The following is a 12681-nucleotide window of genomic DNA, read 5'->3' on the forward strand; positions in this document are numbered from 1 at the left end:
CAGATTTTATCCAGATTCATCTTTATCCAGTCATCGAGAGCGGGTATCATGCCAACCCTTTTTCGGACTCCCATGATTCGGCCCCACAACAGGGAACACCTATGTCGGCGGTACGCATCGGCCCTTACACACTGCGAAACAACCTGATCCTCGCCCCCATGGCCGGGGTGACGGACCAGCCTTTCCGTACACTTTGCCAACGCTTGGGCGCTGGCATGGTGGTGTCGGAGATGGTGACCAGCGACATGAGCCTGTGGAACAGCCGCAAGTCGCGCCTGCGCCGCATCCATGAAGGCGATCCCGAGCCCCGCTCGGTGCAGATCGCCGGTGGCGATGCGCAGATGCTGGCCGCGGCGGCCCAGGCCAATGTCGAGGCCGGCGCGCAGATCATCGATATCAACATGGGTTGTCCGGCAAAAAAAGTCTGCAACAAGGCGGCAGGCTCTGCTTTATTGAGAGATGAAGCCTTGGTCAGCGAAATCCTCCACGCCGTGGTCGGCGCGGTGGACGTACCGGTGACCCTGAAGATCCGCACCGGCTGGGACCGGGCGAACAAGAACGGCCTGACCGTGGCGAAGATCGCCGAACAGGCCGGCATCCAGGCGCTTGCGGTCCATGGCCGCACCCGCGCCGATCTGTATACCGGCGAAGCCGAGTACGACACCATCGCGGCGATCAAGCAGGCGGTGTCGATCCCGGTTTTTGCCAACGGCGACATCACGTCGCCGGAAAAGGCCCGGGCGGTGCTGGACACCACCGGTGTCGACGGCCTGCTGATCGGCCGTGCCGCCCAGGGGCGGCCGTGGATTTTCCGCGAGATCGAGCATTACCTGCGCACGGGCGAGCACCTGCCTGCACCGGCGCTGGATGAAGTGGAACACATTCTGCTGGAGCACCTGGCTGCACTGCATGCCTTCTATGGCGATGTGATGGGCGTGCGTATCGCCCGCAAGCATGTGGGCTGGTACCTGGCAACACGACCTGGCGCCAAGGAGTTTCGCGCCCGGTTCAACGCGCTGGAAGACACACAAGCGCAGTGCGCCAACGTTCGCGCGTTCTTTTGCGAACGTCGAGAGAGCCTTGAGACAGAGGACGGACAAGGGGTGGCCGCATGACGATGATGACCGAGACATTAGTGAGTGGAACAACGCCCGTGAGCGACAACGCCAACCTGAAACAGCACCTCAATACGCCAAGCGAAGAGGGCCAGACCCTTCGCGACAGCGTGGAGAAGGCGCTGCACAACTACTTCGCCCACCTGGAAGGCGCGACCGTCACGGACGTCTACAACCTGGTGCTGTCGGAAGTCGAGGCACCGCTGCTCGAAAGCGTGATGAACTACGTCAAGGGCAACCAGACCAAGGCCAGCGAGATGCTCGGGCTCAACCGTGGCACCTTGCGCAAGAAACTCAAGCAGTACGATCTGTTGTAATCCGAATCCCAATCAGAAAAGGCGGCTCTCCCAAGAGGCGCCTTTTTTGCTGAAACCACCGCGTTATGGAATCCGAAATGACCGACCAGACTACCCGCCTGCCGATCCGCCGCGCCCTGATCAGCGTCTCCGACAAGACCGGGATCCTCGAATTCGCCCGTGAGCTGCAACAGCTGGGCGTCGAGATCCTGTCCACCGGCGGCACCTACAAGCTGCTCAAGGACAACGGCGTGAACGCGGTGGAAGTGGCCGACTACACCGGCTTCGCTGAAATGATGGATGGCCGGGTCAAGACCCTGCATCCGAAGATCCACGGCGGCATCCTGGGCCGCCGCGGCATCGACGACGCCATCATGAACGAGCACGGCATCAAGCCGATCGACCTGGTCGCCGTCAACCTGTACCCGTTCGAGGCGACCATCGCCAAACCGGGCTGCGACCTGCCGACCGCCATCGAGAACATCGACATTGGCGGCCCGACCATGGTCCGTTCCGCAGCGAAGAACCACAAGGACGTCGCCATCGTGGTCAACGCAAGCGACTACGCCAGCGTCCTGGAAAACCTCAAGGCCGGCGGCCTGACCTACGCCCAGCGCTTCGACCTGATGCTCAAGGCCTTCGAGCACACCGCCGCCTACGACGGCATGATCGCCAACTACATGGGCACCATCGACCAGGCCAAGGACACCCTGTCCACCGAAGGCCGCAGCGAGTTCCCGCGCACCTTCAACAGCCAGTTCATCAAGGCCCAGGAAATGCGCTACGGCGAGAACCCGCACCAGAGCGCGGCATTCTACGTCGAGGCCAAGAAGGGCGAAGCCAGCGTCTCCACCGCCATTCAGCTGCAGGGCAAGGAGCTGTCGTTCAACAACGTGGCCGACACCGATGCCGCGCTCGAGTGCGTGAAGAGCTTCGTCAAGCCGGCCTGTGTCATCGTCAAGCACGCCAACCCGTGCGGCGTGGCCGTGGTACCGGAAAACGAAGGCGGCATCCGCAAGGCCTATGACCTGGCCTACGCCACCGACACCGAGTCGGCGTTCGGCGGCATCATCGCCTTCAACCGCGAACTCGACGGCGAAACCGCCAAGGCCATCGTCGATCGCCAGTTCGTCGAAGTGATCATCGCGCCGAAAATCTCCCAGGCTGCCCGCGAAGTCGTGGCGGCCAAGCAGAACGTGCGCCTGCTCGAGTGCGGCGAGTGGCCTGCCGAGCGCGCCGCCGGTTGGGACTTCAAGCGCGTCAACGGTGGCCTGCTGGTACAGAGCCGCGACATCGGCATGATCGGTGCCGATGACCTGAAGGTCGTGACCAAGCGCGCCCCGACCGAGCAGGAAATCCACGACCTGGTCTTCGCCTGGAAAGTGGCCAAGTTCGTCAAGTCCAACGCCATCGTCTACGCCAAGCAGCGCCAGACCATCGGCGTGGGCGCCGGCCAGATGAGCCGCGTCAACTCCGCCCGCATCGCGGCCATCAAGGCTGAGCATGCCGGCCTGCAGGTTCAGGGCGCAGTCATGGCCTCGGACGCCTTCTTCCCGTTCCGTGATGGCATCGACAATGCGGCTAAAGTGGGTATCACCGCCGTGATCCAGCCAGGTGGCTCGATGCGTGATGCCGAGGTTATCGCTGCCGCCGATGAAGCTGGCATTGCGATGGTATTCACCGGCATGCGCCACTTCCGCCACTGATTTACGGCAATCGGCCGCACTGAAGCAGGCATCTGCTGCGTTGGGGCCGGTTCCGCTGATGCTCATTGCCAGAAGGCAACTCCGCTCATCGGAACCGACCCCGCCTTGCATCTACCTGCTTCATTGCGACCTCGTACAGCGTGAGGCTTTGCCTCCCGTCCGAAAGAATTCGAGGTTTTTGACATGAATGTTTTGATCATCGGCAGCGGCGGCCGTGAGCACGCCCTGGCCTGGAAAGTCGCCCAGGACCCACGCGTCGAGAAGGTCTACGTTGCCCCGGGCAACGCCGGCACCGCCATCGAAGCCAAGTGCGAGAACGTCGCCATCGACGTCACCGCCCTGGAGCAACTGGCCGACTTCGCCGAGCAGAACGTGCAGATGACCATCGTCGGCCCTGAGGCCCCGCTGGTCGCCGGCGTGGTCGATCTGTTCCGCAGCCGTGGCCTGGACTGCTTCGGCCCGACCAAGGGCGCGGCCCAGCTGGAAGGCTCCAAGGCCTTCACCAAGGACTTCCTGGCCCGTCACAAGATTCCGACCGCCGACTACCAGAACTTCACCGAGATCGAGCCAGCCCTGGCCTATCTCAAGGAAAAAGGCGCGCCCATCGTCATCAAGGCCGACGGCCTGGCTGCGGGCAAGGGCGTGATCGTCGCCATGACCCTCGAGGAAGCCGAAGCCGCCGTGCGTGACATGCTCGCCGGCAATGCCTTTGGCGACGCAGGCTCGCGTGTGGTCATCGAGGAGTTCCTCGACGGCGAGGAAGCCAGCTTCATCGTCATGGTCGACGGCCACAACGTGCTGCCGATGGCCACCAGCCAGGACCACAAGCGCGTCGGCGACAAGGACACTGGCCCGAACACCGGCGGCATGGGTGCCTACTCCCCGGCGCCGGTCGTCACCGCCGATGTGCACCAGCGCGTGATGGACCAGGTGATCTGGCCGACCGTTCGTGGCATGGCCGAGGAAGGCAACGTCTACACCGGCTTCCTCTACGCAGGCCTGATGATCGACAAGGCGGGCAACCCCAAGGTCATCGAGTTCAACTGCCGCTTCGGCGACCCGGAAACCCAGCCGGTCATGCTGCGCCTGGAATCGAGCCTGGTGCTGTTGGTCGAGGCTGCCTTCGCCAAGGCCCTGGACAAGGTCGAGGCGCAGTGGAACCCGCAGCCGAGCCTGGGCGTGGTACTGGCCGCCGGCGGCTACCCGGGCGACTACGCCAAGGGCGCCGTGATCAACGGCCTGGACGCTGCCGCCAAGCTCGAAGGCAAGGTCTTCCACGCAGGTACCGCGCTCAAGGACGGCAAGGTCGTGACCGCTGGTGGCCGTGTGCTCTGCGCCACTGCCATGGGTGCCACCGTCGAGGCCGCCCAGCAACAGGCTTACCGCCTGGCCGAGCAAATCAACTGGGACGGTAGCTTCTACCGCACCGACATCGGCTACCGTGCGATCGCCCGCGAGCGTGGCGAGCACCAGTAAGCTGCAACGGATCGCCGTGACGCCCCTGGCTCACGGCCTCCGGCTCGTCGACAAGGCCCCGCCGGGGCCTTGCCTTCGTCTTGGCGCCCCGCGCATAGTTATCCTGCACAACGGCTAGGAAGGGATCTCGTCTTGCGTCGGCTTCGGATTGCCATTGCCCTGATCGTCAGCCTGCTGACGCTGCTCTGCCTTCCCCCGGCCTCGGCCGAACAAGGTGGAGGCTGGAGCGTTCTGCTCGACGAACAGGCCAACCTGCAACTGAGCGATATCCGCTCGGACCGCTACCGCAACCAGTTCAGCCCCCTGCAACTGTTCGAACTCGATGCCGCCCCCGCCGACCAGGCGCTGTGGCTGCACTATCGACTCGAGCCGGGTGAGCAGGAGCAACTGCTGCGGGTCTTCGCGCCCGACCTCTCACGCCTGGACCTCTACGCGCTGGATGGCGACAAGCTCGTTCGCCAACTGCACCATGGGCGTCAAGGCGGCAATGCCAGCCCCACCCTGCGCAGCAGCGACCACCTGCTGCCGCTGCCCAACAGCCCGCGCACGCTGGACATCTACCTGCGCCTGGTCTCCGAACACCAGTTGCGTCCGGCCATCAGCCTGGAGCCTGCGGCCTGGGCCGCGGCCGATCAGACGCGCCCATTGCTGTTCGGCCTGCTGTTCGGCGGCCTGGTGATGTTGATCCTGCACAACCTGATCCGCTTCCTCTACACCCGCTCCAGCACCACGCTGATCCTGGCCCTCTACCACGGCCTGATGCTGCTCAGCGCCTTGATCCTGCTCAACCTCAGCGGCCCCTGGTGGCAGCTGTGGCACAGCGCCCAGACCCCCGCCGCCTACCTGACCCTGGTCCTGGCAGGGCTGGCCGGGCTGTATTTCACCCAGCACTTCTTCACCCCCTGCAGCTCGATCCGCTGCAACCGGCTGCTGCACGCAGAAATGCTGATCGTCACGGTCAGCGGCCTGGTGCTGCTGTTCGTGGACACCTTGCCACTGAACCTGATGACCTACGCCCTGATCGCGCTCGGCAGCGTGACCATGCTGCTGGTCAGTGCCTATCACTGGTACAAGGGCTACGGCCCTGCGCGACTGTTCGCCGTGGCCATGCTGATATTCAACCTGGGCGGTCTGGTATTGCTGCCGGCCTTGCTGGGCCTGACGCGCACCTCGACCCCATGGTTGCTGTGCATCCTGATGGGGCTCACCGTGGCCAGTGGCTTGCTGCTGAACCTGGCGGTCAGCGAACGGCTGCGCCGCATCAGCGAGGAGCGCTTCCGCGCCAGCCGCGCATTGGCTGCCAGCGATGCCGAGATCAACGCCAAGGCCGAGTTCCTGGCCAAGATCAGCCACGAGATCCGCACCCCCATGAACGGCGTGCTGGGCATGACCGAATTGCTGCTGGGCACGCCGCTGTCGGTCAAGCAGCGCGACTATGTGCAGACCATCCACAGCGCCGGCAACGAACTGCTCACGCTGATCAACGAAATCCTCGACATCTCCAAGCTCGAATCCCGACAGATCGAGCTGGATGATGTGCAGTTCGACCTCAATGCCCTGATCGAGGATTGCTTGAACATTTTCCGGGCCAAGGCCGAACAGCAGAACATCGAGCTGATCAGCTTCACCCAGCCCCAGGTGCCACGGGTCATCAGCGGAGACCCGACGCGACTGCGCCAGGCGCTGTCGAGCCTGCTGGATAATGCCCTGAAGAACACCGAGCAAGGCGAGATCCTGCTGGTGGTGGCCCTGGATCAGCGCGGCGACCTGCCACGCCTGCGCATCGCCGTGCAGGACAGCGGCGAGTCGATGCCCGCCGCCGAGCGTGAAGCCTTGCTGCAAGCCCAGTTGCACAGCCATCAGTTCCTTTCCAGCAACAAGCTCGGCGGCCATCTGGGGCTGGTCATCGCCAAACAGCTGATCGGCCTGATGCAGGGCGAATTCGGCATCAAGAGCAGCACCAGCATGGGCAACACCCTCTGGCTGACCTTGCCACTCGACCCCTCGCGCCTGGAGCAGCCGCCGGCCGACCTCGATGGGCCGCTGCGCGACGCTCGCGTGCTGGTGGTGGACGACAACGACACCTGCCGCAAGGTCCTGGTGCAGCAGTGCAGTGCCTGGGGCATGAACGTCAGCGCCGTGCCTTCGGGCAAGGAAGCCCTCGCCCTGCTACGCACCAAGGCGCACCTGCGCGACTACTTCGACGCCGTGCTGCTGGACCAGAACATGCCCGGCATGACCGGCATGCAGCTGGCGGCCAAGATCAAGGAAGACCCGAGCCTGAACCACGACATCCTGGTGGTGATGCTCACCGGCATCAGCAATGCGCCGAGCAAGATCATTGCCCGAAATGCCGGGGTCAAGCGCATCCTGGCCAAGCCGGTGGCCGGCTATACCCTCAAGACCACGCTGGCCGAAGAACTCGCCCTGCGCGGCCGCGAGCAGCCGCCTGCCCCCACACTGCCCGGCCCACCTCCGCCACTGGACCTGCCCAGCGACTTCCGTGTGCTGGTCGCCGAGGACAACAGCATTTCCACCAAGGTCATCCGCGGCATGCTCGGCAAGCTCAACCTCGAGCCGGACACCGCCAGCAACGGCGAGGAAGCCCTGCGCGCCATGAAAGCGCAGCGTTATGATCTGGTGCTGATGGACTGCGAGATGCCGGTGCTCGATGGCTTCTCCGCCACCGAGCAGCTGCGCGCCTGGGAAACCGCCAACCAACGCGAGCGCACGCCGGTGGTTGCATTGACCGCGCATATCCTCACCGAGCACAAGGACCGCGCGCGCCAGGCCGGCATGGACGGGCACATAGCCAAGCCGGTGGAACTGTCGCAGTTGCGCGAGCTGATCCAGTTCTGGGCCAGCAAGCGGACCGCAACCTCGGACCGTTTGCACACCTCGTAAGGCCCTTGCAGGAACAACGCTCCTGTGTTGCCTGCGCCGGTGCCATTCACCGCGCCGCCTGCTTCGCGCACAGGGACCGCAAGCCGCACCGCTATTGCGCCTGATACACTTGCCCACACCCTCCCCGCCATGGATTTGCGCCATGCTCCATGAGTTGTTCAGCGTCTACCTGAAAATGCTCGTGCTCTACAGCCCATTCTTCGTGCTGTCCTGTTTCATCAGCCTGACCCGCGGCTACTCCAGCAAGGAGCGAAAGCAGCTTGCCTGGCGCGTGGCCATCGCGGCGCTGGTGGCCAGCGTGGTGCTCTACCTGTTCGGACGTGCGATCTTCGGGGTATTCGGCATCACCCCCGACGCCTTCCGCATCGGCGCCGGCAGCGTGCTGTTCATCTCGGCGCTGGGCATGGCCCAGGGCAAGGCAGCGGTCCAGGCTGACAACGTGCAACAGGACGTGACCATCGTTCCGCTGACCATCCCGCTCACCGTCGGCCCCGGCACCATCGGTGCGTTGCTGGTGATGGGCGTGGGCCAACCGCACTGGGACGACAAGCTGCTGGCCATCGTCAGTATCGCGCTGGCGAGCTTCACTGTTGGCTTGGTGCTGTACCTGTCGAACCGCATCGAGCGGATCCTGGGCGACCAAGGCCTGCAGATCGTCAGCCGCCTGATGGGGCTGTTCGTCTGCGCCCTGGCCGCACAGATCATCTTCACCGGGATCAAGGGCTACCTGGCGCCCTGACCCCGGCTCGGCTCAGGCCTTGGCGGGGTACCAGCGCGGGGTGTAGGCCCACACGCTGCCGTCGGCGCGCGCGAAGGTGCAGGTGGTCGAGGAACCGACCAACACCATGGTGCGCATGTCGACCATCTCCGGTACCAGCTCCCCTAGCGTGACCACCCGCAGCGATTGCCCTGGCCGCCCGATGTCACGGCCCAGCACGACGGGCGTGCTCGCCTCGCGGTGCTTGCGCACGACGCTCAGCGCCTGCCCCAACTGGTGGGGTCGAGCCTTGGAGATAGGGTTGTAGAAGGCCAGGACCAGGTCGGCCTGGGCCGCCAGGTCCAGGCGTTTTTCGATGATCGACCAGGGCTTGAGGTTGTCCGACAGGGACATGACGCAGAAGTCATGCCCCAGCGGCGCACCGGCCTGGGCAGCGGTGGCCAGCGATGCCGAAACGCCGGGCAGGATCTGCAGGTCCACCCGGTGCCAGGCGGGGTCGCTGGATTCGTGCAAGGCTTCAAGCACAGCGGCCGCCATGGCGAACACGCCCGGATCTCCCGAGGACACCACGACCACCGAACGCCCTTCGGCTGCCAGCTCGAAGGCGTGCCGGGCACGCTGCATCTCTTCACGATTGTCGGTGCAATGCAACACCTGGTCGGCGCGGAACGGACCGGCCATGCGCACGTAAGTCTCGTAGCCGAGCACATCCTGTGCCCGCGCCAGCTCTGCCTTGACCGCAGGCACCATCAGGTCGGCCGCACCGGGGCCGAGACCGATCACTGCCAGGCGGCCACGGCCGCGACCGACCTGGGCCGGCTCGATCGGCGCTGGCGCCACGGCGATCACCACATCGCCCTGCTCGATCAGGCGCGCCCCGGGCATGACCTGCTCGACCAGCTCGGACAGTTGCCCAGCCGCTGGCGCGAAACGCAGGGCGACACCCAACACCTGGGCCGCCTCGTGCAAGGCCGGCTCGGCCATGTCGTGCTCATCGGCCAACAGGCAGGCCAATGCGGCCTGCGCGATACCCGCCTCGGTCAACGCCTGAGGCACGCGCTCTGCCAGATCACGCGCCGAGCCATCGACCGCCACCAACACCGAACGGGCATGGATAAGCAGCTCGTCACGGCTGGCCGGACGCGCCTCGCACCCCACACGGATGATGCGCCGGGCCTGGTCGTGCTGCGGCAACTGCGCCTGGTCGAGCCAGGGCGCATCGCCTTCGACCCGCACCGACTCGCCCGCCAACAGGTCGGAGACGAAACGCTTGCCCTGCTCCAGGTCCGCCAGGGCGTAGCCCTCGGGGGGATTGAGCAGGCAAGTGCCGAAGCGCAGCTCGCCGCTGGTGGTGATGGCCGCAGCCACGCCCAGCGCCTGGCCGATCTCCCGGGCCATGACATTGACCCCCGACAGGCCACCGAGCAGCGGCACCACAGCGCTGCCGTCCTCGGCCACCGCCAATACCGGCGGCTCGGCGCCTTTCTCGGTGAGCAGGCTGGCCAGGGTACGGATCACGATGCCGGCGGCGCACAGGGCGATGATCGGGGTGTCCTGCTGGTAGAGCTGGCGCAGGGTGTCGCCGAAGTGTTCATAGTGAACGTCCACGCCCTCGACTCGACCCGCCAGGCCCAGGATCTTCGCCTGTGGATAACACAGCTGGATGCGCTGCGCCGTCGCCAGGCTGCCGGGGCCAAGGATGACGATCGCGGGTGCCTTGCCGATGTTCATCCCTGCCATTTCTCACCCGGTACGACGATCAAGGAAAAGTACGGCGAGGACTGCGGGTCCACGTCATCGAGCGGGACGATCTTCTGGTTGGCCATGGTCGCGCGCTCCACATACAGCGCGCGCTGAGCCAAGCCCAGCTCGCCGAGTACCTGGCGCACCTTGGGGAAGTTGCGCCCCAGTTTCATGATCACCGCCGCGTCGGCGTCGGCCAGTCGACGCTTGAGCTCCTCATGGGGCAGCACGCCGGAAAGCACCGAAAGGCTCTGGTTGCGATACACCAATGGCGCGCCCAACACCGAGGTGCCGCCGAGCATCGAGCACACGCCCGGGATCACCTGGGTCTCGTAGCGCTGGGCCAGGCGGTCGTGCAGGTACATGTAGGAGCCGTAGAAGAACGGGTCGCCCTCGCAGATCACCGCCACGTCGCGACCGGCATCCAGGTGTTCGGCCACCTGCACGCCGGCTTCGTCGTAGAAGTCGCTGATCACCTGTTCATAGGACAGCGGCTCGGGCAGCACCTCGGTGGTCACCGGGTACACCAGTGGCATCAAGGTCTGCTCAGGCTGCAGGTGGGCTTCGATGATGCCAAAGGCGTTGCCGCGCTTGCCCTTGGCCACGAAGTAGGCGACCACAGGCGACTCGCGCAACAGGCGCAGGGCCTTGACCGTGATCAGCTCGGGATCACCGGGGCCCACGCCCAGGCCGAACAGACGTCCGCGTGACTGCATCATTCCACCTCCGTGGCCAGGGCGTTGACCGCGGCGGCGGCCATCGCGCTGCCGCCCAAGCGGCCCTGCATGATCACGAACGGCACGCCACGGCTGTCGGCGGCCAGCATCGCCTTGGACTCCGCCGCGCCGACGAAGCCGACCGGGAAGCCAAGGATCAGCGCAGGCTTGGGCGCACCGGCGTCGAGCATTTCCAACAGGTAGAACAACGCGGTCGGCGCATTGCCGATCACTACCACGCTGCCTTCCAGGTGCGGACGCCACAGCTCCAGGGCCACCGCCGAGCGGGTGTTGCCCAACTCCTTGGCCAAGTCCGGCACGCTGGGGTCGCGCAGGGTACAGATCACCTCGTTGTTGGCCGGCAGGCGCGCACGGGTCACGCCTTCGGCGACCATGTGCGCGTCGCACAGGATCGGCGCGCCGTTGGCCAGAGCCTGGCGACCTGCAGTGCCGGCGCCTTCGGAAAATTGCAACCCATCGATGGCATCGACCATGCCGCAGGCATGGATCACCCGCACGGCGAGTTTCTCCAGGTCGGCGGGAATCCGCTCGAGCCGGGCTTCCTCGCGGATGATCCGGAAGGAATTGCGATAGATCTCCTGACCATCGCGGATGTAGTCAATCATCAAGGTGCTCCGTCGGCAGGTCGAGCATGGCGCCTGCTTCTTCTGGGGAAAGGTCGCGCGCGCGCAGCCTGCCGAAGCCCGGCTGGTTCGCGTCGCGCAAATACAGGTCATAACGGCCCGGCGAGCGGGCCAGCAAGGTGGCCGGGGCAACATGAGCCACGGCACAGGAACGCAGGCAGCCGGACACGTGCACACTGCCGGGGCCACCTTTTTGCAGCAAGGAAGCGATGATCAGGGCATCGGCCTTGGTATCGGCCAGGCCCTTGGCGCAGCCGGCAGCGCCGGTGCAGGCCGTCAGGCGGGCCAGGGGCTGGTCGGCATCGCAGAGCAGCCCAAGACGGTTCAACTCGGCCCGGTCGATCATCGCCAGGTCGACATTGGGCAGAACGAGACTTTGCCAGGGGCTCACGCGCAGGCTGCCGTCACCGGCATCACGGGCCAGCCTGGCGAGGCTGCGCAGCATGACCGGAGTCAACCGGCCCAATGGCGGGGCGACACCCCAGGCCATGCCTTGGCGTTGAGGCAGCGGCCCCAGCCAGTCGCGAGTGGCCAGCGCACGTCGCCAACCCAGCACTGCGCCATCGCGCCGAACATCCAGGCCCAGGCTGTCGACGAAACGTTCGGCGGGGCAGTCCTCGAGCAACTGGCGCATCCGCGACTGCTGTGGCTCGGCCAGGTCCAGGAAGCGCTCCAGCACGGCGTGAACCAGCGTTAGCCCCAGCTCGGCCGGCACGGCGCCCAGGACCTGGCCACTGGCCGGGCAGCCGGCCAAGCCAAAGGCGTACCAGGGACGGCCGTCGAGCATCATTGCCGAAAGCCACAGGTCGTGAGGGTGTTCGAGCATCGCCAGGCGCTCGCCGCCATCAAGCTGCACAGCGAACTTGGCCGACAGTCCATGCAAGCGCGGGGTGGTCTCCAGCAGGTGCAGCAATTGCTCGGCCAAGGGGCGCGTGTCGATGAGCGTGTCGGGGTCGAGCCCGGCCAGAGGGCTTTGCATCACATTGCGCACATCGTCGCCTGCGGCCACTCGCGGGCCGAGGCCGGCGGCCAACAGATGCTCGATCAGGCCAGTGTGGTCCGCGCCGATGCCGCGGATCTGCAGATTGCCGCGATTGGTCGCCTCGATCACACCGCCCGCGAAACGCTCTGCCGCCGTCGCCACGGCCTCGGCCTGGTCGGCCAGCAGCAGGCCGCCGGGGAGTTTGATCCGGCAGATGCCGCCGTCACGGGCCGCGACGATGCGCCACAACCCCGGGCAAGCCGAGGGGCGGGGTGACACGGCAGGAACGAGAGGCTGATTCAAGGGGGCGTCCGGCAATCTTGAAAATGCGCTTGAGTGTAGAAGGCGCGGTATTATGCCTGCTTTGTCCGGCGGCATGAA

10 protein-coding genes are annotated in these 12681 nt (G+C 65.5%); 6 read left to right on the top strand and 4 right to left on the bottom strand.

What is annotated here, in order from left to right; genetic code table 11:
• Positions 1-101: 101 nt before the first annotated feature.
• The 6 genes from dusB to ABOA88_RS17785 all read left to right on the top strand — a co-directional run bounded on the left by dusB (position 102) and on the right by ABOA88_RS17785 (position 8236).
• Positions 102-1115, top strand: a complete 1014-nt coding sequence (gene dusB, locus ABOA88_RS17760; protein WP_367851919.1) for a tRNA dihydrouridine synthase DusB — start codon at positions 102-104, stop codon at positions 1113-1115.
• A complete protein-coding gene (gene fis / locus ABOA88_RS17765; RefSeq protein ID WP_008093076.1) occupies positions 1112-1432 on the top strand; it encodes a DNA-binding transcriptional regulator Fis in 321 nt (106 codons plus the stop codon). The genes dusB and fis overlap by 4 nt, the downstream gene beginning before the upstream one ends.
• 77 nt (positions 1433-1509) lie before the next feature.
• Positions 1510-3117, top strand: coding sequence for a bifunctional phosphoribosylaminoimidazolecarboxamide formyltransferase/IMP cyclohydrolase (gene purH / locus ABOA88_RS17770; protein WP_196169201.1), 1608 nt, complete (start codon positions 1510-1512; stop codon positions 3115-3117).
• Positions 3118-3300: 183 nt separating this feature from the next.
• Positions 3301-4593 (top strand): phosphoribosylamine--glycine ligase, encoded by a 1293-nt coding sequence (purD, locus tag ABOA88_RS17775; RefSeq protein ID WP_367851918.1) that lies wholly within the window; start codon positions 3301-3303, stop codon positions 4591-4593.
• 132 nt (positions 4594-4725) lie between these two features.
• On the top strand, positions 4726-7497 hold the full coding sequence (locus ABOA88_RS17780; RefSeq protein WP_367851917.1) for a hybrid sensor histidine kinase/response regulator: 2772 nt from the start codon (positions 4726-4728) through the stop codon (positions 7495-7497).
• A gap of 142 nt (positions 7498-7639) precedes the next feature.
• Positions 7640-8236: a MarC family protein gene (locus tag ABOA88_RS17785; protein ID WP_196162609.1), complete on the top strand. Its 597-nt coding sequence runs from the start codon at positions 7640-7642 to the stop codon at positions 8234-8236.
• Positions 8237-8248: 12 nt separating this feature from the next.
• On the opposite strand, the gene cobJ is transcribed toward ABOA88_RS17785, so the two are convergent.
• From cobJ to cobG, 4 genes are read right to left on the bottom strand one after another with little or no spacing between them, the layout of a single operon-like run.
• A complete protein-coding gene (cobJ, locus tag ABOA88_RS17790) occupies positions 8249-9955 on the bottom strand; it encodes a precorrin-3B C(17)-methyltransferase (protein ID WP_367851916.1) in 1707 nt (568 codons plus the stop codon).
• A complete protein-coding gene (locus ABOA88_RS17795; RefSeq protein ID WP_196169376.1) occupies positions 9943-10674 on the bottom strand; it encodes a precorrin-2 C(20)-methyltransferase in 732 nt (243 codons plus the stop codon). Before ABOA88_RS17795 ends, cobJ begins: the two co-directional genes overlap by 13 nt.
• Complete coding sequence (locus ABOA88_RS17800) at positions 10674-11300, bottom strand: precorrin-8X methylmutase (RefSeq protein WP_196169205.1); 627 nt, start codon at positions 11298-11300, stop codon at positions 10674-10676. The genes ABOA88_RS17795 and ABOA88_RS17800 overlap by 1 nt, the downstream gene beginning before the upstream one ends.
• Positions 11293-12618, bottom strand: a complete 1326-nt coding sequence (gene cobG / locus ABOA88_RS17805) for a precorrin-3B synthase (RefSeq protein WP_367851915.1) — start codon at positions 12616-12618, stop codon at positions 11293-11295. The genes ABOA88_RS17800 and cobG overlap by 8 nt, the downstream gene beginning before the upstream one ends.
• Positions 12619-12681: the final 63 nt, after the last annotated feature.

The sequence above is a fragment of the Pseudomonas sp. PKS genome (genome assembly GCF_051913525.1).
GTDB lineage: Bacteria > Pseudomonadota > Gammaproteobacteria > Pseudomonadales > Pseudomonadaceae > Aquipseudomonas > Aquipseudomonas guariconensis_D.

Coding starts and splice junctions, on each gene's coding strand:
- dusB (WP_367851919.1), top strand. CDS start 102: ATGTCGGCGGTACGCATCGGCCCTTACACACTGCGAAACAACCTGATC.
- fis (WP_008093076.1), top strand. CDS start 1,112: ATGACGATGATGACCGAGACATTAGTGAGTGGAACAACGCCCGTGAGC.
- purH (WP_196169201.1), top strand. CDS start 1,510: ATGACCGACCAGACTACCCGCCTGCCGATCCGCCGCGCCCTGATCAGC.
- purD (WP_367851918.1), top strand. CDS start 3,301: ATGAATGTTTTGATCATCGGCAGCGGCGGCCGTGAGCACGCCCTGGCC.
- ABOA88_RS17785 (WP_196162609.1), top strand. CDS start 7,640: ATGCTCCATGAGTTGTTCAGCGTCTACCTGAAAATGCTCGTGCTCTAC.
- cobJ (WP_367851916.1), bottom strand. CDS start 9,955: ATGGCAGGGATGAACATCGGCAAGGCACCCGCGATCGTCATCCTTGGC.
- ABOA88_RS17795 (WP_196169376.1), bottom strand. CDS start 10,674: ATGCAGTCACGCGGACGTCTGTTCGGCCTGGGCGTGGGCCCCGGTGAT.
- ABOA88_RS17800 (WP_196169205.1), bottom strand. CDS start 11,300: ATGATTGACTACATCCGCGATGGTCAGGAGATCTATCGCAATTCCTTC.